This window comes from Microbacterium sp. ZW T6_19, from assembly GCF_044987465.1.
Lineage (GTDB): Bacteria > Actinomycetota > Actinomycetes > Actinomycetales > Microbacteriaceae > Microbacterium > Microbacterium natoriense_A.
Window position 1 is genome coordinate 71,053 of sequence record NZ_JBJDRH010000007.1, and the last position, 26,712, is coordinate 97,764.

Consider the following 26,712-nt stretch of genomic DNA (forward strand, 5'->3'; position numbering starts at 1 on the left):
TGGGGTCAGCCGCGTGCGCGACGGCGCAGAAGAGTGAGCGCGGCACCGGCGATGAGCAGGACGCCGGCGCCGATCGCGACAGGCAGCAGCCAGGCATCGTCGCCACCCGTCGTGGCCAGATTCCCCGTCGAGGCCCCGCCGGTGCCCGGCGTCGTGACCCCTCCGGTGCCCGGCGCGGTCACGCCTCCGGCTGTCACGGTGATCCCCGTCCTCGCCGTGACGTCGCCGGCGACGGCGACGATCTCATGCGCACCCGCAGCGGTCGCGGCGGGGACGGTCGCGGTGAGGCGCAGGGCTCCCTGCGCATCGGTCGTCGCCGTCCCGAGGACCACAGGGTCGCTGTGCAGTTCGACGCGCACCGCGGTCTCGGAGGGGAAGCCGGAGCCCGTCACCTCGACCGTGTCCCCGGCCTTCACCGTGCTCGCGCTGACAGCGATGGAGGCCTCCGCCGGTGCCGTGACCTCGGGGAAGACGTCGGCGGCTGCGCCGAGCCGGAGGAACACGGTCTCTCCCGTCGCATCCTTCAGTCCGTCGTTGTCCGTGACGCCGTACAGGCGCCCATCGGCAGCGACGGCGAAGCCCTCGAGCTTCTCCTGGGTCCATCCGGCTGTGGAGCGCAGAGCCGGCAGCACGTCGATCGCGGTCGACTTGTCGAGGACGGTCAGAGGCTGACCGAAGACGGATGCCGCGGCGTCCGCCGGGATCTCGACGCGGGTGACGCGCTTGACGGCAGCGGCCGGACCGTTCAGCTTGTCGCGTTCCACGATCGCGAAGGTGTCGTCGTCGATCGCGGTGATCTCCGACAGCCCGATCCAGTCACCGCTCGCGGTGGTGTGCTCGAGGCGGTAGCCGAACCACTCCCACGCACCGCTCGCAGGGTTCAGACGCCCGATACGGGCGACGTCGTCGCCATCGACCCCGCCGGCGGCGAGATCTGCGGGGTCGTTCCAGAGCGGACGCTGGATGACGCTCCAGACCCGCAGATCCTCGCCCTCGCCCGTGGTCGTGACGCCTTCGAAACCCCACTTGCCGACGTGCGCGGCGATCTCCGGGGGCAACGGGTACCTGGCGAGAACGGCTCCGCCCGCATCCGTGTGCACGATCGTGTCGCCGGCGCCCGATGCGCCTTCGACGGCCAGCCAGAACGTGCCGTCGGCGGACGCCGAGATGCCCTCGACATCGAGTGCCGCCGGTGATCCGTTCTCCGTCACCGCCGTCGCCGAGGTGATTCGCGCCGGCTCGTCGGAGACGTCGACCGTGTAGATCGTCGCGGGGGAGACGACCGCGTCGCTGGCGGCGTAGACCACGGCAGGGTCGGTGGGGTGGCCTGACAGTGCACCGAGAGCCGACCAGCCGATCGGCGAGCCGTCCACGACGTCCGAGACGATGCTCGGCTGCGAGGACTGACCGGCGCCGAACGAGAAGACGCTCACCGAGGCGCGCACGCCCGCACCGGCGTCGTCCGTCTCGCTCGAGACGACGAGCAGGTTCTTCGACGGCACGGGCAGGATGCCCTCGGGGCCGTTGGTGGTGAACAGGATCTGATCGAACCGCGGCGACACGGGGTCGGTCATGTCGTACACCGCGACGAAATTCGATCGCTCGCTCGCGACGAACGCGTACGGAGTGCCGTCGAACTCGGCGAAGGCGAGCCCTTCGGGTTCCGCGCCCTTCTTGGCCGCGCGATCCTCGTTGTGCAGGCCGTACTGCACAGCGATGTTCGCGAACGAGTTCCCCGCGTCCCACACAGGCTGGCCTGTCTCGGTGCTGAAGACCGTCCACCCGCGGGTGCCGCCCTTCCAGTCGCCCTCGTTCGCGGTGGCGACGAGGCCGTCGCCGACCCAGGCGATCGAATCGGGCTCTCGAGGCGCCGCCGGCAGGGAGCCGGTGAGGTCGATGCGTCCGTTCTTGACCGTGTCCACGCCGGTGAGAGCGACACTGCCCGCCGAGAACACCGAGGTCAGCGACTTCGTCTCGAGATCGATCACGGCGATCCCGTTGTTCTCCTGCAGGGTGACCGCGAGTTCGTTGTCGTCGTTGATCGTGACGTACTCGGGCTCGGGGTCCTGAGGGGTGTCGAGTCCGGCCGCGGCGACGACAGGAAGCGGCACGCCGGCCTCGTCGAGGAACGGCACGGGCGTCGCTGTCCACGAGGTGGGATCGGCGCCGAGGTCGAGCACCTGCACGAAGCCGCCGGGGAGCTGCGGCAGGTCGCCCTTCTTCCCGCCTGCGGGCGCGGCATCCTCGTCGCGCTGGTTCTCCATCGCGATCGCAGCGTAGGCGCCGTCGTGAGAGATCGCGATCGAGTCGGGCTGGCCGCCGAGATCGATCGAACGCACCACGGTGCGGTCGGACGCGCGGAGCACGTCGAGACGCCCCTGGGGGTTCGCGAAGTCGCCGCCGGTCTCGTCGATCACGACGAGGATGAAGTCCCGGTAGGAGGCGACGGACGTGGGCTGATCGTCGGCATGGCCGAGATCGGCGAGCGACACGGTTCCTGTTCCCGTCGGTGTCGCGGGGTCAGTGACGTCGATGAAGCCGATGCGCTTCCCGATCGCATCCGTGTACACGACGGTGCCGTCTTCGGTGATCGTGGAGATCTCGGCGACGGTCTCGGCAGCGGGATCGACGCCTTCGGGCACGTTGAGGTACACGGGATAGGTCGCCGTGCGGATGAAGGCGCCTGACGGTGCGGGGGCTGCGGATGCCGGTGCTGCGGCGGCCGTCACGGCACCGGCCAGCAGGCAGGTCGCGAGCAGCACGGCGGGAAGGGAACGAGAGGGCATGGGGACACACTCCAGGTGGGCGGGTACGGGCGTACTCGCCAGCGTGTTGCGGCCAGGCGTCGTGGAGGTGCCGTCGAGGTGACGAACCCGCGTCTCGAGAGTGAACGGCGGGTGTCTTCAGATCAGTCCTTGAGACCCATCTGCAGCACGATGGTCGCGCCCTTGCGCTGCGGATCGGTCGGGCTGTACGACACGACCTTGGTGTTCTTGTTGTCGAGCAGATCCCACGCGACGTCGGGGATCATGGTGTCGCTCGTGTAGGTCCACTGGAATCCGGCGGCGCCCAGCGCCTCCTTCGCCTTGTCCCGGGTCATGCCCGTGACATCCGGGACGTCGTACAGCTGCGGGCCCTTCGACACGATCAACTGGATCGTGTCGCCCGGGCGCCACGATCCGGCCTCGGCGCGGTCGGCATGGCCGATGACCTTGTCCTTCGCGACGTCCTCGCTGAACACGGTCTGGCTCTCGGGGCTCACGACGAGGCCCTTGTCGGTGAGCGTCTTCGTCGCCTGATCGACGGTCATGCCGCTGACGTCGGGAACCGGGCCCAGCGACACCTGGATCGTCGCGGTGTCCTTCTCGAACACCGTGCAGCCCTGGTCGCAGCCGAAGGCGTCACCGCCGGCGCGGGGTGCGATGCGCACGTTGAGCACCTTGCCGCCGTCGAGGTCGTCGAAGTACTGCTCGTCGTCGGCGATGTCCAGGTTCGCCGCAGCGAGGATCTGCCGGACGGCCTCCACATCCTGTCCTGCGACGGCGCCGATGTCGTGCGAGGCGGGTCCCTTCGAAACGATCAGCACGACGGGCACGCCCTTGTCGAGCCGCTCGCCCGCTCCAGGGTCGCTGTCGATCACGACTCCGGCATCGACGTCGACTGAGAACTCGTCCTGACGCTGCGGCTCGAAGCCGTCGGCCGTCAGCGCGTTCGCGGCATCCTCGTACGTCATTCCGGCCACCGCCGGCACAGCGATCAGCGACCCGGGGCCGGAACCGAACCACCAGCCGACTCCACCTGCGACCGTCGCGAGGAGCAGTACGAGCGTGAGCAGGAAGGCGCCCCGTGCGCGCCGCTTCGACGAGCGTCGCCGCAGCAGTGTGGCGTTGTCGACCGACGGGGCGACCGGAGCGGTGGGATCGGCGAGGACCGCCGTCTGCGGCATGACCTTGGTGAGGTCCCCGGAGTCGTGCGTGCGCTGCGGAGCGTTCGTGGCGGCGACGGCAGGGGCGACGCCGAGATCGCGCTCGATCTCGCGCAGACGCTCCAGCATCTGCCCCGCGTCGTCGGGCCGCTCGTCGGGAGACTTCTCGGTCGCCCACAGCACGAGCTCGTCGAGCTGCTCGGGAACGCCCGGGTTTCGCACGCTGGGGCGCGGGACGGATTCGGTCGCATGCTGGAAGGCGATCTGCATGGGCTGCTCGCCCTTGTAGGGCTGCTCGCCGACGAGCATCTCGTACAGCATGATGCCCAGGGCATAGATGTCGCTGCGCGCGTCGGCGGTGCCGCGCGTGACGAGCTCCGGGGCGAGATACGCGATCGTGCCCAACAGCTGCTGCCCCGTCGCGGTGTTCGCCGTGGTCGCCCGGGCCAGGCCGAAGTCGCCGATCTTGATGCGACCGTCTTCGGCCAGCAGCACGTTCTCGGGCTTGACGTCGCGGTGCACGATTCCGGCGCGGTGCGCAGCGGAGAGACCCGCGAGCACGGCGTCCATGATCGTGATGGTCTGCGAGATGGTGAGGCGCTTCTGCTCGCGCAGCAGCTCGCGCAGCGTGATGCCGGGCAGGTACTCCATCACGAGGTAGGCGAGCTCGCCGTCCTGCCCCTGGTCGAAGACGTTGACCACGTGCGGGTTCGCCAGACGGGCGGCGGCCCGAGCCTCCTGGATGAAGCGGCTCTGGAAGTTGGAATCGTCGCTCAGGTGCGCGTGCATGACCTTGAGCGCGATGCGACGCTCGAGCCGAAGGTCCGTCGCGACGTACACCGTCGCCATGCCTCCGCGGGCGATGCGGGCCCTTACGCGGTAGCGACCGTCGACAAGTCGCCCGATGAGGGGGTCGGCCTGCTGATTGGTCGTCACGTCAAGATTCTAGGGAAGGGAGACTGAAAGCCCGCGGAACGGCTCGCCCCTCGGGCCTGACGGTTTGCCGCGAACGTCACCCGTGGAGGGCGAGCCACTGGTACGCCTGAGTCTCCCACTGCCCGTACTTGTCGGGATAAGCAGAGATCTGCACGGTCTGCGCCGCGACCGTGAAAGGCAGGGATTCCCAGCCTGCGACGTCGAGCAGGCCGCGCGTGATCTGCCCGTTCGGGTCGCTCTGACCGCCGAAGAAGGCCCGCGTGCTGCGGTCGGCGTCGAGGATCTGCTCTGCAGCGCCCCATCCGGTGCTCGGGCGCTGCTGGAACAACCCGAGAGAGTCTCGATCCCCGTGATCGAGATTCCTCAGACCGGACTCGACCATCGCGGTGGCCAGGGCGATCGCGAGGCCGCGGTCCGAGACGCCGAGCTGACGGCCGATCGTGATGATGAGGGCCGCGTTCGCCGCCTGTTCGGCGTCGAGCGTCGCACTGAGCTGGCCGCCGGGCTGCACCGGGGGAGCGGAGACGACGATGCTCTGACCCGGATAGATGATCGACTGCGCGGTCATCGCGTTCCAGGCGTACAGCGACGCCGTCGTCGTGCCGTACTTCTGGGCGATCCCGAAGAGCGTGTCGCCCGCGACGACGGCGTGCGTCTGCGCACCGGCTGCGGGGGTCGTCACCGCCGCAGGGGCTGTCGCAGGTGCGACTGCTGGGGCGGCGGCCGCAGCACCCGAGACGAGCAGGCTCTGACCGGGGTAGATCACGGATGCACGGGTGAGCGCGTTGGCGGCGAGCACCGCATCGACGGAGATGCCGTACTTCTGGGCGATGCCGTATACCGTGTCGCCGGCCACGACGACGTGGGTCTGGGCGGCCGCGGGGACGGTGGCCGGTGCGCTCGTCCCGGCGAGGGAGAGCGTCTGACCCGGGTAGATGACCGATCGCCAGGTGAGCCCGTTCCAGGCGAGAACGTCAGCGGTGCGCAGGCCGTGACGCTCCGCGATGGCGGAGATGGTGTCGCCGGGCTGGACGACGTAGGCCGTCGGAACGGAAGCCGGCACCACGCGGAGGGCCGGAGTCGACCGGATCTCGGAATGAACAGGGGCGACGTCCGCAGTGGCGGGGACGACCGCCATGCTCCCGGTGAGGGTGCCGATCACCGCCGCCGGCATGCCGATCTGCAGATAGCGGGTGCGTCGGGCTGCAGTGTTCAGTCTCACGGTTCCCCCTTGTTCGACGTCTGCCCACGCTGGCACGTATGTAAACAGAAGTCAACAAGAGTGACCCAAGTGAAAATTGTTACTGGAGTGAAGATATGCGTCCTGCGCGCAGAGGTGAGATAGTTGGCAACGTGTCTGCACCAACTGAGAACGTGTCCGCCTGGCTGACCATGCCCGACCTCGTCGAGGTTCTCGACGAACCGCTCGGTCGTGTGCGCCGCTTGATCGACGAGCACTATCTGGTGGGCTCGAAGCGCAGCGGCGTCTTCGCCGTTCCTGCCGTCTTCATCGTCGACGGACACCCGCTCCCGTCGCTGCGCGGCACCATCATCGCGCTGCAGGATGCGGGCTTCACCGACGACGAGACCGTGGACTGGCTGCTGTCTGAGGAGGAGACCATGGGACGCTCGCCGATCGATGCGCTCCTCGCCGGCCACAAGAGCGAAGTGCGACGCATCGCGCGTACGCTCGCCTGATCAGGCCGAACGGGCTGTCGCGGCCCGGGCGAGATCGCGCAGATCTCCGACCGCCGCGTTCTCGAGACGAGCGCCGGACAGTGCCCGGTCGGCGGCCACGGCGTAATCGTCGATCATCGTCTCAACGCGGCCGAGGGCTCCAGACGCCTTGATCGTGGCCTGCAGGAAGGAGATCTGCTCGGCCGTGAGCTCGGGATCCCCGAGCATCTCGTCGAACAGGTTCCGTGCCGAGATGTCGATGCTCTGTCGCGTGAGGGCGACGAGCGCGGTGCGCTTCCCCTCGCGCAGGTCGTCTCCGGCGGGCTTCCCGGTGATCGCGGAATCGCCGAAGACTCCGAGTACGTCGTCGCGCAACTGGAAAGCCATGCCCACGGGGTGCCCGAATCGTCGCAGGGCACTCAGCTGCTCCTCGTCGGCGCCCGCGAAGGCCGCGCCGAGGACGAGCGGCTGCTCGATGCTGTAACGGGCCGACTTGAGCGAGACGATGCGCAGGGCGCGCTCCAGGTGCGAGTCTGCGGCGTTCACGCTCCAGGCCGACTCTTCGGCGATGTCGAGGAACTGTCCCACGGTCACATCACGTCGCATACGTGCGTACTCGCGGCGAACGCGCGGGGCGAGAGGATGCCGCTCCAGCGCGTGCTCCAGCAGGTCGTCGCTCCATGCGACGAGGAGATCGCCGAGCAGGATGGCGGCGGATCGGCCGAAGGCCGCTGCGTCTCCGCTCCAGCCCGCATCCGCGTGCGCGCCCTGGAGAGCGCGATGTGCTGCCGGCCGCCCGCGGCGAGTGTCGGAATTGTCGATGAGATCGTCGTGCACGAGGGCAGCCGACTGGAAGATCTCGAGCGCGGCGCAGACGTCCCACACGGCGGGCGTCTCTGAGGCATCGCGATCGGCGAAACGCGCGACCGCTTGCCACCCCGAATGGCAGAACCGGGCGCGCAGCCGCTTGCCGCCGACCAGCGTGCGCTCGCCGGCATCGATCAGGGCGGCTGCGTCCGGACCGTACTCCACAGCCTCCGCGCGCATCCGCTCCACGAAGACGTGCAGGCGATCAGCGACGGCGTCGGAGACGAGTGTGGGTGACGGCACGACTCCCAGCATACGTAAAGCCAATCCGGTCCCGAACGGCTACCCCAGTCGGGCGAGGCGCGCGTAGAATGGTCGGAAGATACCCGAGGGGGACGAAATGCCACTCTCCGAACAGGAGCAGCGTCTGCTCGACGAGATGGAACGCCATCTCCTCCACAACGACGCCGACGTCGTGAGCGCGCCTAGCGGCGACCGCGCTCTGAGCTACCGCAATCTCGTGTACGGAGCCCTGTTGCTCCTCGTCGGGATCGGCGGTCTGATCGCCGGAGTCATCGTCGGCGACGTCTGGGGCATCATCATCGGCGTCGTCGCGTTCGCCGCCATGCTCGGTGGAGTGATGCTGGCGGTCACCCCTGTGCGCCGTCCGACGCCGGCCGTTCCCCGTGACGGCGTCAAGAAGAAGCCGCAGCAGCAGAGTTCCGCGTCGTTCATGGATCGCATGAACGACCGATGGGATCGCCGCCAAGACGGTCACTGACCTCTCCACACTTCACAGGCCCGGATGCTGAGCATCCGGGCCTTTTTGCTGTCCGCCGTCCGGGCTCCACACGGCTCCCCCTTTCCTCCACTGGCCCTCCACTCCTCTCCACCGCGTAATCACGCGGAATTTGAGCATGCGCGGAATCGAAAGTGCTGGTATTTCCCAGAAAGAGCGTAGGAATGTGGAGGGAAGTGGAGTAAAGTGGGGCGCACCTCGAGTTGGCCGGACGCAGAGGGGGTGATGGCTGATGTTGCTGGGAACGCATTCTCCGAAGCTGGACGACAAGGGACGGGTCATCCTTCCCGCGAAGTTCCGCGAAGACCTCGGCGGCGGCATCGTCGTCACCCGAGGGCAGGAGCGCTGCCTCTACGTCTTCAGCACGGCCGAGTTCGAGTCCATGCACGAGCGGATCCGTCAGGCGCCGCTCGCGAACAAGCAGGCGCGCGACTTCATGCGCCTGTTCCTCTCCGGTGCAAGCGCGGAGATGCCCGACAACCAGAACCGCATCACCATCCCGCAGCACCTGCGTCAGTACGCGGGGCTTCAGAAGGAGCTCATCGTCACCGGAGTCGGCGCCCACGCCGAGATCTGGGATGCCGAGAGCTGGAACGCCTACCTCGCCGCCGGCGAGGAGACCTACTCCGACCTCGAGCAGGAGGTGATTCCGGGACTCTTCTGACCACGGCTGTGATGCCCCGCCGCTCCCGCCCCGACACACTTCCCCGGTGCCGGGTCGAGAAGCGGAGGGGGATCAGAGCCGAAGGTCAACCCGAGAAAGATCATGAACCTCCGAGACATCCACACCCCCGTCCTGCTCGAACGCTGCGTCGAGCTGCTCGCTCCCGCCCTCCAGGCGGACGGCGCGGTGCTCGTCGACGCCACCCTCGGGATGGGCGGCCACTCCGAGGCACTGCTCGAGCGCTTCCCGAACATCCGCCTGGTCGGACTCGACCGCGACACCGACGCGCTGCGCATCGCGGGGGAGCGGCTCGCCCGCTTCAAAGACCGGGTGACGCTCGTGCACACCGTGTACGACGAGATCGGCCTGCACGCTCAGGGCGCGTCCGGCATCCTCTTCGACCTCGGCGTATCCTCGCTGCAGCTCGACGAGGCCGAGCGCGGATTCGCGTACTCAAAGGACGCCCCGCTCGACATGCGGATGGACCAGACCACGGGCATCACCGCAGCCGAGGTCGTCGCGACGTACAACGAGGGCAACCTCCGCCGCATCTTCGAACGGTACGGCGAGGAGAAGCTGGCCGGCCGATACGCGCGCTTCATCATCGAGGCCCGGCAGAAGAAGCCGATCACACGCTCTGGCGAGCTCGTCGACATCCTCATCGCGGCGACGCCTGCCGCGGCACAGCGTGCGGGGCACCCGGCCAAGCGCGTGTTCCAGGCGCTGCGCATCGAAGTCAACGCCGAGCTCAATGTGCTCGCCGACGCGATCCCCGCCGCGATGGATGCTCTGGCCGTCGGCGGACGCATCGTCGTGATGTCCTATCAGTCGCTGGAGGACCGCCTGGTCAAGCAGGCCTTCGCCGCAGGCGCCGCGTCGACCGCGCCGAAGGGGCTGCCCGTCGAGCTTCCCGAGCACGCACCGAAATTCAAGATCATCACCCGCGGCGCCGAACTCGCCGACGACGAGGAACGTGCTCGAAACCCGCGGGCGATCCCCGTGCGGTTGCGGGCGGCAGAGAAGGTGCGAGAGAACACATGAGCCTGAACGCCACCGCACGCAAGCCGGTCGTCGCGCCAGACGCACCCGCTCGGGCACCGCGCCCGAATCTGACGCCGCTGCCGAAGACCACCGCCCGGCGCAAGCCGAAGCTCGCCTACGCCCTGGTCGCCCTGGGCGGGGCCATGGCCATCGGCGCCGCGCAGATCGGGCTGTCGCTCGCGATCACGCAGGATTCCTACACGCTCGCCTCGCTGAACTCCGAGCAGCGGACGCTGGATCTTCGAACAGACGCCCTGCAGGAGGAGCTCACGGGGCTCAGCTCTCCGCAGGCGCTGGCCACCAGCGCCGCGGCGCTGGGCATGGTCGTCGCCGGTTCACCGGCGTACCTGCGGCTCAGCGACGGAGCCGTGTTCGGCACCGGCACCGGCGCAGGGTGGGATTCCACGGTCAACCCCAACGGCGCGGGCGCCGTCAGCAACTCGCTGCTCGTCCCGCCCGCGCAGGCGGACGCGAACGACGGACCGGTCACCGACGATGCCGTGACCGAGACCGAGCAGCTTCCGCCGGCGATCACCGACGGCCTGCCGAGCCCCGAGACACGCTGACGACGCGCACAAGAGAGAACCGACGGAGAGAACCCATGACGACACGAGCAACCCGGAGTCCCCGGCGACGCACCGTCGTCGCCCTCGCCGTGATCCTCTCGATCCTGGGCGCGTTCATCGTGCGCCTCGTCGACATCCAGGTCGTGAGCGCGGATGAGCACGTGGCGCAATCGCTGCAGTATCTCGGCGACAAGACGACGATCCCGGGGCAGCGCGGCTCGATCGTCGACGCGAACGGCACGGTGCTCGCCGAGAGCGTGACCGTCTACGACGGGAACATGGACCCGAAGGCGATGAACGCCGTCGAGACCGACGAGGAGAACCCGCCCAAGCTCCCCTGGGCGGAGGCTTCCACGAAGATCGCCGAGATCATGGGCTTGAACGCGGACGAGCTGCGCAGCGGCGTGGAGGCTGCACGCGCGGAGAACCCGGACACGCAGTGGTACCAGCTCGCCAAGGGGCTCAACGCCAAGCAGTTCACGGAACTCAAGGCGCTGAAGCTCGCATACTTGCACTTCGATCCTCGCGAGACCCGGGTGTACCCGAACGGCGCCGTGGCCGGCAACGTGATCGGATTCCTCAACGGCTCGGGCGAGGCTCAGGCGGGCATCGAGCAGATGGAGACGCAGTGCCTCGCGCCGACGAACGGCGAGGAGACCTACCGCAAGGGCACGAACGACGTCGTGATCCCGGGCAGCGAGCAGCGGACGGATGCTGTGAACGGCGGCTCCGTGCAGCTGACCATCAACAGCGACCTCAACTGGTACATGCAGCAGATGATCGCGGAGGAAGCCCAGGCCCAGGGTGCTCAGGGCGGCACCGTCACGGTCGTGGAGGTCAAGACCGGCAAGATCCGCGCCGCAGCCGAGTGGCCCACGGTCGACCCCAACAACCTCAACGGCTCATCGCCCAGCAGCTGGTACAGCAAGCTCTTCACCTACGCGTTCGAGCCCGGTTCCACGTTCAAGCCCGTGACGGCCGCCGCCATCATGGAGAACGCCGGAGTCACCCCGACCAGCCCGACGGTGTCGGCCTCGTCGAAGGAGCACTTCCCGAACGGCGCTGTGATCAACGACGCCTTCGTGCACCCGACGTACAACTACACGCTGGCCGGCGCGCTCATCGACTCGTCCAACGTCGCACTGTCGAAGTTCGGCACGATGGTCAGCCCCGACGTCCGCTTCGACTACCTGCAGCGTTTCGGCGTCGGCACGCAGACCGTCGGGTTCCCGAGCGAGACGAACGGAGAGCTGCATCCGACAAGCGAATGGGACAACCAGTCTCTGTACACGACGACATTCGGCCAGCACTTCACCGTCACCGCCCCGCAGGTCGCCGGCGCCTATCAGGCCATCGCCAACGGCGGGGAGAAGATCGGCCTGTCACTGATCGAGTCGTGCACAGACGCCGACGGCACCGTGCACAAGGCCGCAGATCCCGAGAAGAAGCAGATCATCAAGCCCGAGACCGCGGCCGAGTTGACGCGCATGCTCGAGAACGTCGCGGTGCAGGGTGGAAACGCAGAGCGCATCAAGGTTCCTGGCTACCGCGTCACGAGCAAGACGGGTACCGCGCAGATCCCCGACGGCAACGGCGGATACAAGGCCGGCGTGTATTACACGAGCATGGTGGGCTTCGCGCCGGTCGACGATCCGCAGTACGTCGTGATCGTCACTCTCGACCAGCCGACTAGAATCACATCATCGGCTGCGACGGCATCCGCCTTCCAGAAGGCGATGACGCAGGTCATGAAGACCTACCGCGTGATGCCCTCGACCGTCCCGATGGACGCGCTGCTTCCCAAGTTCGAATAGCCGGCATATGCCGCGCATGGAGATGTCATGATCGCCCTGTCGCTCGCTGAGATCGCCGCCATCATCGGCGGTGAACTGCGCCTCGTCGACCCCGACACGGCGGACACCGTCGTGGACGGCGTCGTCGACACCGATTCCCGCACGATGGCAGAGGGGTCGATCTTCGTCGCCAAGCCAGGGGCGGAGACCGACGGCCACCGATTCGTCGGGAATGCGGTCGCCGCCGGCGCCGCACTCGCGATCGTCGAGCGTCCGGTCGACGAAGAGGTCTCGCAGATCGTCGTAGCCGACGTCGTGGCAGCCCTCGCGGCGCTCGCTCGCGAAGTCGTCGCGCGCGTGCGCGCGGCGGGGAACCTCAAGATCGTGGGGATCACCGGCTCCAACGGCAAGACCACGACCAAGAACTTCCTCGCCCGCATCCTCGCCGACGAGGGTGAGACCGTCTCGCCGATCAACTCGTACAACAACGAGGTCGGCGCTCCCGTGACGATGCTGCGCGTCACGTACGGAACGCGGTTCCTCGTCAGCGAGTTCGGCGCCGCGGCGCCGGGCAGCATCGCTCATCTGGCCGGTCTCGTCGAACCCGACGTCGCCGTCGTGCTGATGGTCGGCATGGCCCACGCGGGCGGCTTCGGCGGCATCGAGGAGACCGCGAAGGCGAAGTCCGAGCTGGTCGCTGCAGCGCGTCCCGACGGCACGGCCGTGCTCAACATCGACGACCCCCGCGTCGCGGCGATGCGCGAGCTCGCGGAATCGCGCGGCATGAGCGTGGTCGGCTTCGGGCAATCGGCTGCGGCCGACGTGCGCGCGCACGATCTGGTCGTGACGGCATCCGGCACCACCTGCGAGATCGAGGCGGCGGGTGAGCGGATGCCGCTGCACCTGCGTGTGCTCGGCGCTCACCACGTCAACAACGCGATGGCCGCGATCGCGGCGGCCGGAGTGCTCGGCGTCGCAGCATCAGACGCCATCGCCCGTCTCGAGACCCTCGAGATCGCCGAGCGCTGGCGCATGCAGCCGATGGGCAGCGACCGCGTGCGCATCATCAACGACGCGTACAACGCGAGCCCCGATTCGATGGCCGCCGCCCTGCGCACGCTCGCGCAGATCACAGGCCCCGGTGAGCGCACGGTCGCGATCCTCGGCGCCATGAGCGAGCTCGGCGAGACCGCCGGAGAGGAGCACGATCGCATCGGCCTGCTCGCGGTGCGGCTGAACATCCAGCGCATCGTGGTCGTCGGCCCTGAGGCGCGCAGGCTCTACATCTCTGCGATCGGCGAAGGCTCGTGGGACAGCGAGGCCGTGCACTTCCCCGATCAGGACAGCGCCTTCGAATACCTGCGCACCGAGCTCCGCGACGGGGATCGAGTGCTCGTGAAGTCATCCAACTCCGTAGGCCTCCGGCATCTCGGCGATCGTCTGGGAGAATTGTTCTCGTGAGGTCCCTCATCATGGCGGCGGCCATCTCGCTCGCCTTCACTCTCTTCCTGACCCCCGTCTTCCTGCGGCTGTTCCGCACGTGGGGCTGGGGACAGGTCATCCGCACCCCCGAGGCGATCGAGAACCCGAGCCACGAGGCCAAGCGGGGGACCCCCACGATGGGCGGGGTGATCTTCATCCTCGGCACGCTGGTGGGCTACTTCACCGGCGTGTTCGTCGGCGGCGGTGTGCCCTCGCTTTCCGCCCTGCTGCTGATCTGGGTCATGATCGGATTCGGCGCGGTCGGCTTCATCGACGACTACATGAAGGTGCGCAGCCAGCGCAGTCTCGGCCTCTCCGGCTGGCGCAAGATCATCGGACAGCTGCTCGTGATGGTCCCGTTCGGAATCGTGGCTCTGAACTTCCCGAACCGGTCAGGGCAGACCCCGGCATCCGGCGCCGTCTCGCTCTTCCGCGACATCCCGTGGCTGAACCTGTTCGTCTTCGGCGTGATCGGCGGCTGGATCCTCTACCTGGTCTGGATCTCGGTCATCGGCGTCGCCACGTCGAACAGCGTGAACCTCACGGACGGCCTCGACGGCCTGGCCGCAGGCGCCGGCATCCTCGTGGTCACGTCCTACGGCCTGATCGCGTTCCGTCAGTTCCAGCAGTCGTGCGTGGGGGAGTCGATCGAGAAGGCGGCGATCGGCGGATGCTATGAAGTGCGGGATCCGCTGGATCTCTCCGTGATCGCTGCGGCTTTCGCGGCCAGCCTCATCGGCTTCCTCTGGTGGAACGCGCCCAAGGCGAAGGTCTTCATGGGCGACGTCGGCTCGATGTCGATCGGCGGGGTCATCACGGCGCTCGCGATCCTCACCCGCACCGAGCTGCTGCTCTTCGTGATCGCGGGAGTGTTCGTCCTCTCCTCGGGCTCCGTGATCCTCCAGCGCGCGTACTTCAAGATCACGCGCGGCAAGAGGCTGTTCCTGATGAGCCCCTTCCATCACCACCTCGAGATGCGCGGCTGGTCGGAGGTCACGATCGTCGTGCGCCTGTGGATCATCGCCGGACTCCTCGCGGTCTCGGCGGTCGGGCTCTTCTACGTCGAGTGGCTCACCCGTGTCAGCTGAGCCGCGTCTCGCGTCGCTCACGAGCTGGAACTCCGACTGGTCGGGCCTTCGCGTGGCCGTGCTCGGGCTGTCGATGACCGGATTCTCGGTCGCCGACACTCTCGCCGAACTGGGTGCCGCCGTCCTGGTGCTCACCGAGTCGGCAGAGGAGGAGTACGCCCGGTTGCTGCCCGTGATCGGTGCGGAACTCGAGCTCGGCTCTCTCTCCAGCGTGCCCCAGGCTCTCGTCGACTTCGACCCCGAGGTCGTGATCGCCTCGCCGGGATTCTCGCCCGCGCACCCCGTGATCCGGTGGGCGCAAGAGCGCGGCACGGCGATCTGGGGCGACGTCGAGCTCGCCTGGCGCGTGCGGGACAAAGTCACGCGCCCAGACGGCACCCCCGCGGAGTGGGTGCTCATCACCGGCACGAACGGCAAGACGACCACGACCCAGCTCACCGCGTCGCTGCTCGTCGAGGGCGGGCTGCGCGCCGCGCCGTGCGGCAACATCGGCGTTCCGGTGCTCGACGCGGTGCGCGACCCCGCAGGCTTCGACGTCCTGGTGGTGGAGCTCTCGAGCCACCAGCTCTGGTACATCGGCCAGTCTCTCCCCGAGGGTGAGCTGATCCCGTACGCCTCGGTGTGCCTCAACCTCGCCGACGATCACCTCGTCTGGCACGGAAGCGCGGAGGCCTACCGCGAGGCGAAGTCGTTCGTCTACCGCAACACGAAGGTCGCCTGCGTCTACAACAAGGCCGACGAGGCCACGCGACGCATGGTCGAGGATGCCGATGTGATCGACGGCGCCAGGGCGATCGGCTTCGACCTCGGAATCCCCGGCCCCAGCGATATCGGCGTCGTCGAAGGGCTGGTCGTCGACCGAGCGTTCCTCGACGACCGTGCTCGGAGCGCGCTGGAGCTCACCACGCTCCGTGATCTCGAGGAAGCAGGGCTGTCGGCTCCGCACATCGTGCAGAACATCCTCGCCGCCAGCGCTCTCGCGCGTTCGCTCGGAGTCGAGCCGGAGGCCATCCACGCGGCCCTGCAGAAGTTCACGCTCGACGCGCACCGCATCCAGGTCGTGGCCCGGCATGCCGGCGTCACCTGGGTCGACGACTCGAAGGCGACGAACCCCCACGCGGCGGCGTCTTCGCTGCGCGCGTACCCCGGCGCCGTCTGGGTCGTCGGCGGAGATCTCAAGGGCGTCGACATCGCCGACCTGGTCGCCGATGTCGGGAGCACGGCCCGCGCGGCGATCGTGATCGGCGTCGAACGCGAAGCCGTCGTCGCGGCATTCCGACGACACGCGCCCGTGGTGCCGGTCTTCGAGGTGGATGCTGGCGAGACTGGTCAGGTCATGAACCGTGTCGTGGAGATCGCGGCGGGGGTCGCTGGCGACGAGGGGACGGTTCTGCTGGCCCCGGCCGCAGCGTCCTTCGACCAGTTCTCCGGTTACGCGGATCGTGGCCGCCGCTTCGCCGAAGCGGTACGGGAATGGATCGACCGGGGGAGCGCCGATGACGCAGGTGGCCCGAACCCCGCGCACTGATCCTCCTCGCGCCGAGTCGCGAGGATTCGCCGCACGCGTCTCGCTCGGCCGGCGGTTCACGCCGGTGTCGACCGAGTTCCTGATGATCGCGTCGACGGCCCTGCTGCTGACGATCTTCGGTCTCGTCATGGTGCTGTCCGCGACGAGTGCGGATGCCGTGTCCAAGGGCGCCAATCCGATGGACGGCGCATTGCGGCAGGGCATCTTCGCCTTGCTCGGCATCCCGCTCATGTTCGCGATCTCTCGTCTTCCGATCGCCTTCTTGAAGAAGATGGCGTGGCCGGCCCTGTTCGGGGCCGTGGCGCTGCAGATGCTCGTCTTCACGCCGCTCGGCATCGAAGACGCCGGAAACCGCAACTGGATCAAGGTCGCAGGCTTCACGCTGCAGCCATCCGAGTTCCTCAAGCTCGCCCTGGCGGTCTGGATCGGCTACGTGCTGATGCGCAAGCAGACGATGCTCGGCACCTGGCACCAGGTGTTCATCCCGGTCGTGCCCGTCTCGGCGCTGGCCATCGGCACGGTGCTCGCGGGCAAGGACCTCGGCACCTCGATGGTGCTCGTCCTGATCATGCTGGGCTGCCTGTTCTTCTCCGGCGTCAAGCTGCGACTGTTCATCATCCCGGTGATCCTCGGCGTGCTCTCGGTGCTCGCGCTCGCGCTGACCAGCGAAGACCGCATGCGCCGCATCACCGCTGTCTGCTCGGACATGAGCGATTACGAGAGGAACTGCTACCAGTCGATCCACGGAATGTGGGGCATGGCGACCGGTGGGATCTTCGGGGTCGGACTGGGCAACTCTCAGGAGAAGTACGGCTGGCTGCCCGCAGCGGGGAACGACTTCATCTTCGCCATCGTCGGCGAGGAGCTGGGCCTCATCGGATGCCTGGTCGTGCTCGCGCTGTTCGCGACCTTCGCGATCGGCGTCTTCCACATCATCCGCAAGACGAACGACCCGTTCATCCGTGTGGCCGCCGGCGGCATCACGGTCTGGATCGTCGGGCAGGCCATCTTCAACGTGGGCGTCGTCATCGGTCTGTTCCCCGTCATGGGCGTGCCCCTGCCGTTCATGTCACAGGGCGGTACCGCGCTGCTCGCCGTGCTCATCGCGTGCGGGGTTCTTCTGGCCTTCGCGCGCACGATCCCCGCAGTCGAGCGGGGTAAAGTCACCAGGTGACCACGTACCTTCTTGCCGGCGGAGGCACCGCCGGCCATGTCAACCCTCTGCTCGCCGTCGCCGACGGGCTGCGTGAGCGCGACGCCGCAGCATCCGTCCTCGTTCTCGGCACGGCCGAAGGCCTCGAGTCTCGTCTGGTCCCTGCTCGCGGCTACGAGCTGCTGATCGTCGACAAGGTGCCGTTCCCTCGCCGTCCGAACGCGCAGGCCGTAGCGTTCCCGAGCCGCTTCCGGCGGGCTATCGCACAGGTGCGCGAGCACATCCGCGCGCACGGCGTCGACGTCGTCGTCGGCTTCGGCGGCTATGCCTCGGCTCCCGCCTACGTCGCGGCTCGCCGCGAGGGCATCCCCTTCGTGGTGCACGAGGCCAATGCGAAGCCTGGACTCGCGAACGTGCTCGGCGCACGGCGCGCCGCCGCGACCGGAGTCGCCTTCGACGGCACCCCGCTGCGCGGCAGCGAGGTCGTCGGGATGCCCTTGCGCCGGGAAGTCATCGAACTCGACCGATCGGCCCGCCGCGCCGAGGCAGCCGAGTACTTCGGACTGGATGCCGCGCGCCCCGTGCTCCTGGTGTTCGGCGGGTCTCTGGGAGCGCAACGGCTCAACGAGGCGCTGGCCGGCTCCTGGGCCGACATCCTCGCGGCGGGTTGGCAGCTGCTTCACGTGACGGGCGAGCGCAGCGAGCTCGCGGATCCCGAGGCGCCCGGCTACGCCCTGCGCCGCTACGTCGATCGCATGGACCTCGCCTTCGCGCTCGCCGACCTGATCGTGTCCCGTTCGGGTGCGGCGACGGTCAGCGAGATCAGCGCGCTCGGCATCCCGGCCCTGTACGTGCCGTATTCGGTGGGCAACGGCGAGCAGCGCCTGAACGCGGCGTCCGCCGTGGCAGCCGGCGCCGCCGAGCTTCTCGACGACGCGACCTTCGACGGCGACGCCGTGCGCCGAATCGTCGTCCCCCTGCTCGGAGACGCCGAGCGTCTGGCGAAGATGGCGGCATCGGCGGAGCAGGTCGGAACCCGCAGCGGCACCGACAACGTGATCGCGCTCGTCGACCGGGCACTGGGCACCGCGAACCACGGCCGTTGAGCGAGCCCAGCGAGTCGACACGCAGATATGAAACGTAAACTGGAGAAGCCATGATCAGACCCGACCTCTCCCTTCCGATTCCCGAGAACATCACCTCCGCGCACTTCATCGGCATCGGCGGCTCGGGGATGAGCGGCCTCGCCCGGATGTTCCTCGACGCCGGCATCCGCGTGTCGGGTTCCGACCGCGCCGACAGCGCGAATCTGCAGGCACTGGCGGCAGCGGGGGCCACGGTCCACGTGGGCCACGACGCCTCTCATCTCGGTGACGCCGACACCGTCGTGCACACCGGTGCGATCTGGCCCGAGAACCCGGAGTTCGTGCTCGCCAAGGAGCGCGGCCTGCACGTCATCCATCGTTCACAGGCGCTGCACTGGCTGATCGGATCCCGACGACTGGTGTCCGTCGCGGGCGCGCACGGCAAGACGACGTCGACCGGCATGATCGTGACGGCCCTGCAGGCTCTCGGCGTCGACCCGAACTTCGTCAACGGCGGCGTCATCGAACAGCTGGGCACGTCGAGCGCCACCGGCACCGGCGAGCTGTTCGTGATCGAGGCTGACGAATCGGACGGCACGTTCCTGCTGTACGACACCGCAGTGGCGCTCATCACGAACGTCGACCCCGACCACCTCGACCACTACGGCTCGGACGAGGCGTTCCACGACGCGTTCGTGCGCTTCGCGGACGCCGCGACGGAGGCCGTCGTCATCTCGAGCGATGACCCCGGTGCGCTGCGGGTCGGCGCCGGGCTGTCGCACCCCAATGTGATCACGTTCGGCCTCGCCGAGAACGCGAACGTACGGGTCACCGAGGTGCGCGCTGAGGCAGGCGTGTCCGCCACGATCACTCACGCGGGAGAGAGCGTCCGTCTGCAGCTCGCCGTGCCGGGCCTGCACAATGCGATCAACGCCGCGGGCGCCATCACCGTGCTGCGCGCTCTGGGCTTCGGCTTGGAGGAGTCCGCGCGAGCGATCGAGGGATTCGCCGGCACGGTCCGCCGTCTCGAGAAGCACGGTGAAGAACGTGGCGTCACGGTCTACGACGACTACTCGCACCATCCGACCGAGGTGCGCGCCGCACTCGAGGCCATGCGCTCGATCGCCGGCACCGGGCGCATCATCGCCATCCAGCAGCCGCACACCTACTCGCGCACTCAGCACATGTTCCGGGAGTTCGCGGACGTGCTCGAGACCTATGCCGACCACACGGTGATGCTCGACGTCTACGGCGCGCGCGAAGATCCGGTTCCCGGTGTCACAGGAGAACTGGTCAGCGGCGCCTTCGACGATCAGGCCCACGTGCACTACGTGGCCGACTGGCAGCAGGCCGCCGACTACACGGCGAGCGTCGCGCGCGAGGGCGACTTCGTGATCACCCTCGGCTGCGGCAACGTGTACCAGATCATCCCGCAGGTGCTCGAGTCGCTGCGCGGATCCGCCGAGGGCTGATCCGTGCGTCGGCCCGCTCCGCTCCCGGTCGATCGGGAAAACGCTCGTGAGAAGGAGAAGCCGGCGCGGTCGATCTCCCGAATCCGCGAGATCGAGGAGCCCGTGGATGCGCCGGACACCGTCGACGAGGCCGTCGAATCGGAACAGCCGACCAGCGCCCGCGACGTCTGGCGTGCTGCCCGCGCCAGACGCCGGGCGCTGCGTTCCGAGATCCGTCGATTCACACAGCGGTCCCGTCGGCGCCGCGTCCTCTGGCTGAGCGTCGTCGGCGCGCTGATCCTGCTCATCGGCGGCAGCGTGGCGGCCGCATACAGCCCCCTGTTCGCGGTGCAGAAGATCACGGTCGTCGGCGCGACGACGCTCGACCCGGCGACGGTCGAGTCGGCCCTCGATGCGCAGCTCGGCACGCCGTTGGCGCTCGTCGATACGAGCAAGGTCAAGGCGGCGCTTCTCGCCTTTCCGCTGATCGAGACGTACGCGCTCGAAGCGAAGCCCCCGCACGACCTCACGGTGCGGATCGTCGAGCGCACTCCCGTCGGCGTCATCCGCTCGGACGCCGGCTACACGCTGGTGGATGCTGCAGGGGTCGTGCTGTCCACCACGAGCGACCAGCCCGCCGGGCAGCCGCTGCTCGAGATCACGGGTGGAACCGACTCGCGCGCGTTCGAGAGCGCCGGCCTGGTCGTGCGCTCGCTTCCCGCTGATGTCCGTGCGGCCCTCACCGGCGTTCGTGCGAGCACCGCAGACGACGTGACGCTCACCCTGAGCTCGGGCCTCACGGTCGTGTGGGGGAGCGAGGACGAGTCCGCGCTGAAGGGCGTCACGCTCGCGAGAGCCATCGCGCTGAACCCCGAGGCGTCGACCATCGACGTGACCTCGCCCGAGGTCGCGGTCATCGGCTGACCGGTTTCGTCGGCAAAGGCGCGACACGCCCGCGTCGCTGCGGGCGCGCGCAACCGTGGCGCTTACCTTCGAACAAGAGAAACCGATGCTGGGAAACACTTTACACCTCTAGTTGAGGTTTAAGGTTCACATTCCGATATCGGCCAGAAAACGTAGAAGGCTCGACTATTCGGAGGCCGGCCATGAGCCAGAACCAGAACTACCTCGCCGTGATCAAGGTCGTCGGCGTCGGCGGTGGCGGCGTCAACGCCGTGAACCGCATGATCGACCTCGGCCTCCGCGGAGTCGAGTTCATCGCCGTCAACACGGATGCGCAGGCGCTGCTGATGAGCGACGCCGACGTCAAGCTCGACGTCGGTCGTGAACTCACCCGCGGTCTCGGCGCCGGTGCAGACCCGGAGGTCGGGCGCCGCGCGGCCGAAGACCACGCGGAGGAGATCGAGCAGGCGCTGACCGGCGCCGACATGGTCTTCGTCACCGCAGGAGAGGGCGGCGGCACCGGAACCGGTGGCGCCCCTGTGGTCGCACGGATCGCGAAGTCGATCGGTGCGTTGACCATCGGCGTCGTGACCAAGCCGTTCTCCTTCGAAGGGCGCCGTCGCCAGAGCCAGGCCGAAGCCGGTGTCGCGAAGCTGAAGGAAGAGGTCGACACCCTCATCGTGGTGCCGAACGACCGTCTGCTCGAGATCAGCGACCGGGGCATCTCGATGATCGAGGCCTTCGCCACCGCCGACCAGGTGCTTCTCGCCGGTGTGCAGGGCATCACCGACCTCATCACCACCCCGGGGCTCATCAACCTCGACTTCGCCGACGTCAAGTCGGTCATGCAGGGGGCCGGATCCGCTCTCATGGGCATCGGCTCCGCACGCGGCGCCGACCGCGCGATCAAGGCCGCCGAGCTCGCAGTCGAATCGCCGCTGCTCGAGGCGTCGATCGAGGGCGCGCACGGTGTGCTGCTCTCGATTCAGGGCGGGTCGAACCTCGGGATCTTCGAGATCCACGACGCGGCCGACCTCGTCAAGGAAGCTGCGCACCCCGAGGCGAACATCATCTTCGGAACGGTCATCGACGACACTCTCGGCGACGAGGTGCGCGTCACGGTGATCGCGGCGGGCTTCGACGGTGGCGGGCCCTCTCTGCGCCTCGACCCGATGGTCGTCTCGCGCCCCGAGCCCGCGGTCCTTCCCGAGGTCGCCCTCGCCGAGAGCGCGACCGAGAAGGCGGATGTCGTCGAGGTCGACACCACGCCGCGCTACTCGACGACCAGCATCGAGCCGGCCATCGTCGACGACGACATCGACATCCCTGAATTCCTGAAGTGACCTCGGAGCTGGGAGCGCGGCTGTCGGCGATCGATGAGAAGATCGCCGACGCCGCGCGCCTTGCCGGACGCGATGCGGGCGAGATCACCCGCATCGTCGTCACGAAGTTCCATCCCGCCTCTCTCGTGCGCGACCTGCATGCTCTCGGCGTGCGCGAGGTGGGGGAGAACCGGCAGCAGGAGCTCAGCGCGAAGACCGCTGAGCTCGGCGACCTCGACGACCTGCGCTGGCACTTCATCGGACAGGCGCAGACGAACAAGGCTGCGGCCATCCGTCGCAGTGCCGACGCCGTGCACTCGATCGATCGAGACCGTCTCGCCGATGCGCTGCATCGAGCGGCGGAAGACGACCGCATCCTCGATGTCCTGGTGCAGATCAACCTCACCGACGACCCCGGCCGCGGCGGCGTCGCGCCTGATGCGGCGGCTGCACTGGCAGAGCACGTGCTCTCCCTTCCGTCCCTGCGTCTGCGCGGAGTGATGGCGGTGGCACCCCTCGACGAGGAACCCGCGGCGGCATTCGACCGTCTGCGCACCGTCGCCGACGGCGTCCGCTCCCTCGACCCCGCGGCCGACTGGATCTCGGCGGGGATGACCGGTGACTTCACCGAAGCCATCCTCGCGGGCGCGACACACCTGCGGATCGGTTCCGCAATCACGGGACCCCGGCCGGACCGGGGTTAACCTGTGACAAGACCCGCCCGAATCGTTCGAACCGGAGGACACAATGGGTAACCCGCTGAAGAAGACCATGGTGTATCTCGGCCTCGCCGACGAGGAAGAGGTCTACGAAGAAGAGACGCAGGCCCCGGCCCGCTCGCACCGCGAGCGTGAGCGTGAGCGTGAGGAGCCGGCCCCGGCACCGATCACGCCGCTGCGCCGCCCGGTCGCCGTGCGTCAGCCCGCAGGAGGGGCAGTGAACGAGATTCTCACCGTGCACCCGAAGCAGTACCGCGATGCTCAGCTCATCGCCGAGAGCTTCCGCGAGGGTGTGCCGGTCATCATCAACCTCTCGCAGATGAGCGACGCGGACGCGCGCCGTCTGATCGACTTCGCCAGCGGTCTCTCTCTCGGCCTCTACGGCCGTATCGAGCGCGTCACCTCGAAGGTGTTCCTGCTCTCGCCGGAGAACATCGCGGTGTCCGGTCACGGGGGAATCGCGCACGCAGACGCAGACTCTGCGGGCTTCGATCAGCAGTAACCCCGTGGGGCTCGTCTCACTGATCGCGAGCATCGTCCATCTGGCGCTGCTGTTGTATCTTCTGGTCCTCTTCGCGCGACTCATCCTCGACTACATCCCGATGCTCAATCGTGGATGGCGTCCGAAGGGTGCGGGACTCGTGGCCGCCGAGGTCGTCTACACCATGACCGACCCGCCGATCCGGTTCTTCCGGCGGATCATCCCGCCCTTGCGGCTCGGGACGATATCGCTCGACTTCGGCTTCTCGCTGACCGTCCTGGTCGTGCTGATCCTGATGAACATCGTGCGGATCTTCATCTGACATATCGCCGAGGAGTCCTTCCTGCCTGGGTGTCGCGACATCGCGGCTGACGGATGCGGGGGCTATGCTTGGCTGGCAGGTGCGCGCCCCGGGTTCGCGCCACATAACGAAACGCCGTTCATCGAACTGGCACCGAACTCATCGAAGGAGCCACCATGGCACTTACCCCGGATGACGTCGTCACCAAGCAGTTCCAGCACGTCCGCTTCAAGGACGGGTTCGACCCGGACGAGGTCGACGACTTCCTCGACGAGATCGTCATCGAGTGGCGCAAGGCCCTCGAAGAGAACGCTGAGCTGAAGGCGAAGCTCGCGGCATACGAGTCCGGCGAGGCTGCGGCCGCTCCGGCCGTCGCGCAGGCGCCGACTCCCGCTCCCGTCGTCGAGGCAGCCCCCGCCCCCGCTGCGGAAGCCGCTCCTTCCGGCTCCGCCACGGCGACCGCCGGCATCATCGAACTCGCACAGCGACTTCACGATGAGCACGTCGCCGAGGGCGAGGCGAAGCGCAACCAGCTCATCGCCGACGCCGAGAACGAGGTCAACCGCATCCGCTCCGAGGCCGAGGCCAAGCAGCGTGAAGAGACCGCACGCCACGAGCGCGAGCGCAACACCCTCGAGGCACGGATCACAGAGCTGCGCAACTTCGAGCGCGACTACCGCACGCAGCTGCGCAGCTACATCGAAGGACAGCTCCGCGACCTCGACGAGAAGTCCGCGTCGACGGACTCCACGCCGGTCTCCGCGATCGGTCTGTAAGGCGCCCTCTTGTCAGGACGCCGTCCCCTTCGTCGGTCGGCGGCCGGCACGATCGTTGCGATTCTCGCAGCGATCGTGCTGGCCGCCGATCAGTTTGTGAAGTACCTCACCGTTGCGAACCTGCCGGTCGAAGAACCGGTCCCCGTGCTCGGGGAGTTCCTCCAGCTGTACTTCATCCGTAATTCCGGAGCGGCGTTCTCGCTGGGCTCCGAGGTCACGTGGATCTTCACGATCGCATTGACCGTCGTCGCCGTCGTGATCATCTGGAAGGCCAGCGGACTGCAGTCCCGCCTGTGGGCGGTAGTGCTCGGCTGTCTGCTCGGAGGTGTGCTCGGCAATCTCACCGACCGTCTGTTCCGCGAGCCCGGCTTCGGAGTCGGGCATGTCGTGGACATGATCTCGATGCCGTGGATGCTCCCGGCCATCTTCAACGTCGCCGACATCTTCATCGTGACAGGCATGATCTCCGTCGCACTGCTCGTGGTGTTCGGTCTGCGATTCGACGGCACCCGCGAACGGGATCACGCCGTCGTCGAGACCGATGAGGAGGCCGAGGCTGCTGCGGCTTCCGCTGAGGCTGTCGACACGGATGAAGACGGCCCGTCTCCCGAGATCGACGCCGACGCTGCCGCCGAAGGACGCTGAGGGTGGAGTCGCGGTCGCTTCCCGTCCCCGACGGCCTTGACGGCGTACGTGTCGACGCGGCGCTCTCGAAGATGCTGGGTTTCTCGCGCACCTTCGCCGCCGACGTCGCTGCGGCGGGAGGCGTGAGTCTCGATGGAACGACCCTCGGCAAGTCCGACAAGCTCCGAGCGGGCGGCTGGCTGGATGTCGAGTGGCAGCCGAAGGAGGAGCCGCGGATCGTGCCGATCGCGGTGCCCGAGCTCGGCATCGTGTACGACGACGACGACATCGTCGTGGTCGACAAGCCCACGGGCGTCGCGGCGCACCCTTCGCTCGGATGGGAGGGGCCGACCGTCGTGGGCGCTCTCGCGGCCGCGGGCTTCCGTGTCGCGACGAGCGGCGCCCCGGAGCGCCAGGGCGTCGTGCATCGGCTGGATGTCGGCACGAGCGGTCTCATGGTCGTGGCCAAGACCGAGACGGCGTACACGGCGCTCAAGCGCGCGTTCAAGGAACGCACGGTCGAGAAGATCTATCACGCCGTCGTCCAGGGTCATCCCGATCCGCTGGTCGGAACGATCGACGCGCCGATCGGGCGGCATCCGAACCACTCGTGGAAGTTCGCTGTCACCCCCGACGGCAAGCCGTCCGTGACCCACTATGAGACCCTCGAAGCCTTCCGCGGCGCCTCGTTGCTCGAGATCCATCTCGAGACGGGGCGGACGCACCAGATCCGGGTGCATATGGCCGCGTTGCGGCATCCCTGTGTCGGCGACCCGTTGTACGGCGCCGACCCGACTCTCTCGGCCAAGCTCGGCCTGACCCGGCAGTGGCTGCACGCGCATCAGCTCGCCTTCACTCATCCCGCAACGGGGGAGCGGGTGCAGTTCGAGTCGGCGTACCCGGCCGACTTCGTGCACGCCCTCGAGGTGCTGCGCGCAGGCGAATACTAGAAGCGCGCTCGAGCTGCGGCCTCGACCACGCCGTCGAGAGTCTGCTCCAGGAACTCCACCACGGCCTCGTCGTCGGCTCGCCGATCCACGATCAGCTCGAGCAGAGTGTCTTCGGTGAACGCGACCCAGGCGCGCAAGGCCACGCGGAGGGCAGGCGTATCCGCATTCCCGAGTTCCGTGAACGCCTCGAGAAGCCGCTGAGCGTTCAGCTCGCGGGATTCGTCGACGATCGCCCGCACTTCGGGCGCACCACTGGCGACTCCGCGGATCAGGGATGAGAACGTGCCGCCGTGCTCGCGGACGAAGCCGGCGATGCGCAGCAGGGTGTCGTGCACGCGCTCGCGAGGAGCGAGCTCGGCACGCGGCTCGGTCGCAAGCAGCAGGCTGTCGCGAGCCGTCGTCACGATCGCGCGCTCGACGCCCTGTCTGCTCTCGAAGTAATGGAAGATCAACGCTCTCGACACGCCGGCACGCCTCGCCAGCTCGTCGATCGTGAGCTCATCGAGCGGATGCTCGGCGAGGAACGCCACACCGATCGCGATGAGCTGGGCGCGCCGCTGCTCGGGACTGAGACGGGAACGCGGCTCGGACGTCATGCGAGAAGCCTAACCAGATCGGGTGTTGACTCTGAGTCAATTGCG

At 68.0% G+C, this 26,712-nt stretch carries 25 protein-coding genes; 20 read left to right on the plus strand and 5 right to left on the minus strand.

The features are described 5' to 3' along the window. Positions 1-5 precede the first annotated feature (5 nt). The 3 genes from ACI3KT_RS12020 to ACI3KT_RS12030 form a co-directional block, all read right to left on the minus strand. Positions 6-2,786, minus strand: a complete 2,781-nt coding sequence (locus ACI3KT_RS12020; RefSeq protein WP_404904473.1) for an esterase-like activity of phytase family protein — start codon at positions 2,784-2,786, stop codon at positions 6-8. A 122-nt stretch (positions 2,787-2,908) separates the two neighbouring features. Then, on the minus strand, positions 2,909-4,861 hold the full coding sequence (pknB, locus tag ACI3KT_RS12025; RefSeq protein ID WP_404904475.1) for a Stk1 family PASTA domain-containing Ser/Thr kinase: 1,953 nt from the start codon (positions 4,859-4,861) through the stop codon (positions 2,909-2,911). 76 nt (positions 4,862-4,937) lie between these two features. Continuing rightward, positions 4,938-6,083 carry a LysM peptidoglycan-binding domain-containing protein gene (locus tag ACI3KT_RS12030; protein WP_404904477.1) on the minus strand — a complete coding sequence of 382 codons (1,146 nt, stop codon included), beginning with the start codon at positions 6,081-6,083 and terminating at the stop codon, positions 4,938-4,940. Positions 6,084-6,253: 170 nt separating this feature from the next. On the opposite strand from ACI3KT_RS12030, the gene ACI3KT_RS12035 reads away from it, so the two are divergent. Then, positions 6,254-6,559 carry an Rv2175c family DNA-binding protein gene (locus tag ACI3KT_RS12035; RefSeq protein ID WP_292908463.1) on the plus strand — a complete coding sequence of 102 codons (306 nt, stop codon included), beginning with the start codon at positions 6,254-6,256 and terminating at the stop codon, positions 6,557-6,559. Here the strand turns inward: ACI3KT_RS12035 and ACI3KT_RS12040 are convergent, their stop codons facing one another. Further along, positions 6,560-7,660 carry a polyprenyl synthetase family protein gene (locus ACI3KT_RS12040; protein ID WP_404904478.1) on the minus strand — a complete coding sequence of 367 codons (1,101 nt, stop codon included), beginning with the start codon at positions 7,658-7,660 and terminating at the stop codon, positions 6,560-6,562. A gap of 85 nt (positions 7,661-7,745) precedes the next feature. Here ACI3KT_RS12040 and ACI3KT_RS12045 point away from each other — a divergent pair, with 85 nt between their 5' ends. From ACI3KT_RS12045 to ACI3KT_RS12135, 19 genes are all read left to right on the plus strand, one after another. Beyond that, positions 7,746-8,126 carry a DUF3040 domain-containing protein gene (locus ACI3KT_RS12045; RefSeq protein WP_404904480.1) on the plus strand — a complete coding sequence of 127 codons (381 nt, stop codon included), beginning with the start codon at positions 7,746-7,748 and terminating at the stop codon, positions 8,124-8,126. A 250-nt stretch (positions 8,127-8,376) separates the two neighbouring features. Continuing rightward, positions 8,377-8,808, plus strand: a complete 432-nt coding sequence (gene mraZ, locus ACI3KT_RS12050) for a division/cell wall cluster transcriptional repressor MraZ (RefSeq protein ID WP_307297806.1) — start codon at positions 8,377-8,379, stop codon at positions 8,806-8,808. A gap of 102 nt (positions 8,809-8,910) precedes the next feature. Beyond that, positions 8,911-9,849 carry a 16S rRNA (cytosine(1402)-N(4))-methyltransferase RsmH gene (rsmH, locus tag ACI3KT_RS12055; RefSeq protein WP_404904482.1) on the plus strand — a complete coding sequence of 313 codons (939 nt, stop codon included), beginning with the start codon at positions 8,911-8,913 and terminating at the stop codon, positions 9,847-9,849. Further along, entirely contained in the window at positions 9,846-10,415 is a 570-nt protein-coding gene (locus ACI3KT_RS12060; RefSeq protein ID WP_307297804.1) for a hypothetical protein, read from the plus strand. The genes rsmH and ACI3KT_RS12060 overlap by 4 nt, the downstream gene beginning before the upstream one ends. A gap of 35 nt (positions 10,416-10,450) precedes the next feature. Then, entirely contained in the window at positions 10,451-12,229 is a 1,779-nt protein-coding gene (locus ACI3KT_RS12065; RefSeq protein ID WP_404904484.1) for a peptidoglycan D,D-transpeptidase FtsI family protein, read from the plus strand. Positions 12,230-12,256: 27 nt separating this feature from the next. Beyond that, positions 12,257-13,669, plus strand: coding sequence for a UDP-N-acetylmuramoyl-tripeptide--D-alanyl-D-alanine ligase (gene murF / locus ACI3KT_RS12070; protein WP_404904485.1), 1,413 nt, complete (start codon positions 12,257-12,259; stop codon positions 13,667-13,669). Beyond that, on the plus strand, positions 13,666-14,778 hold the full coding sequence (gene mraY / locus ACI3KT_RS12075; protein ID WP_292908189.1) for a phospho-N-acetylmuramoyl-pentapeptide-transferase: 1,113 nt from the start codon (positions 13,666-13,668) through the stop codon (positions 14,776-14,778). The genes murF and mraY overlap by 4 nt, the downstream gene beginning before the upstream one ends. Then, complete coding sequence (murD, locus tag ACI3KT_RS12080; protein ID WP_404904487.1) at positions 14,768-16,306, plus strand: UDP-N-acetylmuramoyl-L-alanine--D-glutamate ligase; 1,539 nt, start codon at positions 14,768-14,770, stop codon at positions 16,304-16,306. The genes mraY and murD overlap by 11 nt, the downstream gene beginning before the upstream one ends. Further along, complete coding sequence (gene ftsW / locus ACI3KT_RS12085) at positions 16,275-17,480, plus strand: putative lipid II flippase FtsW (protein WP_404904489.1); 1,206 nt, start codon at positions 16,275-16,277, stop codon at positions 17,478-17,480. Before murD ends, ftsW begins: the two co-directional genes overlap by 32 nt. Then, positions 17,477-18,565 (plus strand): UDP-N-acetylglucosamine--N-acetylmuramyl-(pentapeptide) pyrophosphoryl-undecaprenol N-acetylglucosamine transferase, encoded by a 1,089-nt coding sequence (locus tag ACI3KT_RS12090; protein WP_404904491.1) that lies wholly within the window; start codon positions 17,477-17,479, stop codon positions 18,563-18,565. Before ftsW ends, ACI3KT_RS12090 begins: the two co-directional genes overlap by 4 nt. A 50-nt stretch (positions 18,566-18,615) precedes the next feature. Beyond that, complete coding sequence (gene murC / locus ACI3KT_RS12095) at positions 18,616-20,016, plus strand: UDP-N-acetylmuramate--L-alanine ligase (protein WP_292908198.1); 1,401 nt, start codon at positions 18,616-18,618, stop codon at positions 20,014-20,016. A gap of 102 nt (positions 20,017-20,118) precedes the next feature. Continuing rightward, positions 20,119-20,919, plus strand: coding sequence for an FtsQ-type POTRA domain-containing protein (locus ACI3KT_RS12100; RefSeq protein WP_404904492.1), 801 nt, complete (start codon positions 20,119-20,121; stop codon positions 20,917-20,919). 182 nt (positions 20,920-21,101) lie between these two features. Then, positions 21,102-22,241 carry a cell division protein FtsZ gene (ftsZ, locus tag ACI3KT_RS12105; RefSeq protein ID WP_404904494.1) on the plus strand — a complete coding sequence of 380 codons (1,140 nt, stop codon included), beginning with the start codon at positions 21,102-21,104 and terminating at the stop codon, positions 22,239-22,241. Then, complete coding sequence (locus ACI3KT_RS12110) at positions 22,238-22,924, plus strand: YggS family pyridoxal phosphate-dependent enzyme (protein ID WP_404904495.1); 687 nt, start codon at positions 22,238-22,240, stop codon at positions 22,922-22,924. The genes ftsZ and ACI3KT_RS12110 overlap by 4 nt, the downstream gene beginning before the upstream one ends. A 43-nt stretch (positions 22,925-22,967) precedes the next feature. Next, the gene (locus tag ACI3KT_RS12115; RefSeq protein WP_292908205.1) at positions 22,968-23,441 is read left to right on the plus strand and encodes a cell division protein SepF; all 474 of its coding nucleotides are present in this window, start codon (positions 22,968-22,970) and stop codon (positions 23,439-23,441) included. A 4-nt stretch (positions 23,442-23,445) separates the two neighbouring features. Beyond that, the gene (locus tag ACI3KT_RS12120; RefSeq protein WP_404904498.1) at positions 23,446-23,742 is read left to right on the plus strand and encodes a YggT family protein; all 297 of its coding nucleotides are present in this window, start codon (positions 23,446-23,448) and stop codon (positions 23,740-23,742) included. A gap of 155 nt (positions 23,743-23,897) precedes the next feature. Then, positions 23,898-24,497, plus strand: a complete 600-nt coding sequence (locus ACI3KT_RS12125; protein WP_292908209.1) for a DivIVA domain-containing protein — start codon at positions 23,898-23,900, stop codon at positions 24,495-24,497. Between the two features lie 9 nt (positions 24,498-24,506). After that, positions 24,507-25,142 (plus strand): signal peptidase II, encoded by a 636-nt coding sequence (gene lspA, locus ACI3KT_RS12130; protein WP_292908211.1) that lies wholly within the window; start codon positions 24,507-24,509, stop codon positions 25,140-25,142. A 2-nt stretch (positions 25,143-25,144) separates the two neighbouring features. Next, positions 25,145-26,071 carry an RluA family pseudouridine synthase gene (locus tag ACI3KT_RS12135; protein ID WP_292908213.1) on the plus strand — a complete coding sequence of 309 codons (927 nt, stop codon included), beginning with the start codon at positions 25,145-25,147 and terminating at the stop codon, positions 26,069-26,071. Here the strand turns inward: ACI3KT_RS12135 and ACI3KT_RS12140 are convergent. After that, a complete protein-coding gene (locus ACI3KT_RS12140; RefSeq protein ID WP_292908215.1) occupies positions 26,068-26,667 on the minus strand; it encodes a TetR/AcrR family transcriptional regulator in 600 nt (199 codons plus the stop codon). The two genes, ACI3KT_RS12135 and ACI3KT_RS12140, sit on opposite strands and share 4 nt — an antisense overlap. Between the last annotated feature and the right edge of the window lie 45 nt (positions 26,668-26,712).

What these genes read in the sequence shown, in the direction of transcription:
- ACI3KT_RS12020 (WP_404904473.1), bottom strand. Translation starts at nt 2,786, where the DNA reads ATGCCCTCTCGTTCCCTTCCCGCCGTGCTGCTCGCGACCTGCCTGCTG.
- ACI3KT_RS12035 (WP_292908463.1), top strand. Translation starts at nt 6,254, where the DNA reads ATGCCCGACCTCGTCGAGGTTCTCGACGAACCGCTCGGTCGTGTGCGC.
- ACI3KT_RS12040 (WP_404904478.1), bottom strand. Translation starts at nt 7,660, where the DNA reads ATGCTGGGAGTCGTGCCGTCACCCACACTCGTCTCCGACGCCGTCGCT.
- ACI3KT_RS12045 (WP_404904480.1), top strand. Translation starts at nt 7,746, where the DNA reads ATGCCACTCTCCGAACAGGAGCAGCGTCTGCTCGACGAGATGGAACGC.
- mraZ (WP_307297806.1), top strand. Translation starts at nt 8,377, where the DNA reads ATGTTGCTGGGAACGCATTCTCCGAAGCTGGACGACAAGGGACGGGTC.
- rsmH (WP_404904482.1), top strand. Translation starts at nt 8,911, where the DNA reads ATGAACCTCCGAGACATCCACACCCCCGTCCTGCTCGAACGCTGCGTC.
- ACI3KT_RS12060 (WP_307297804.1), top strand. Translation starts at nt 9,846, where the DNA reads ATGAGCCTGAACGCCACCGCACGCAAGCCGGTCGTCGCGCCAGACGCA.
- ACI3KT_RS12065 (WP_404904484.1), top strand. Translation starts at nt 10,451, where the DNA reads ATGACGACACGAGCAACCCGGAGTCCCCGGCGACGCACCGTCGTCGCC.
- murF (WP_404904485.1), top strand. Translation starts at nt 12,257, where the DNA reads ATGATCGCCCTGTCGCTCGCTGAGATCGCCGCCATCATCGGCGGTGAA.
- ftsW (WP_404904489.1), top strand. Translation starts at nt 16,275, where the DNA reads ATGACGCAGGTGGCCCGAACCCCGCGCACTGATCCTCCTCGCGCCGAG.
- murC (WP_292908198.1), top strand. Translation starts at nt 18,616, where the DNA reads ATGATCAGACCCGACCTCTCCCTTCCGATTCCCGAGAACATCACCTCC.
- ftsZ (WP_404904494.1), top strand. Translation starts at nt 21,102, where the DNA reads ATGAGCCAGAACCAGAACTACCTCGCCGTGATCAAGGTCGTCGGCGTC.
- ACI3KT_RS12115 (WP_292908205.1), top strand. Translation starts at nt 22,968, where the DNA reads ATGGGTAACCCGCTGAAGAAGACCATGGTGTATCTCGGCCTCGCCGAC.
- ACI3KT_RS12125 (WP_292908209.1), top strand. Translation starts at nt 23,898, where the DNA reads ATGGCACTTACCCCGGATGACGTCGTCACCAAGCAGTTCCAGCACGTC.
- ACI3KT_RS12140 (WP_292908215.1), bottom strand. Translation starts at nt 26,667, where the DNA reads ATGACGTCCGAGCCGCGTTCCCGTCTCAGTCCCGAGCAGCGGCGCGCC.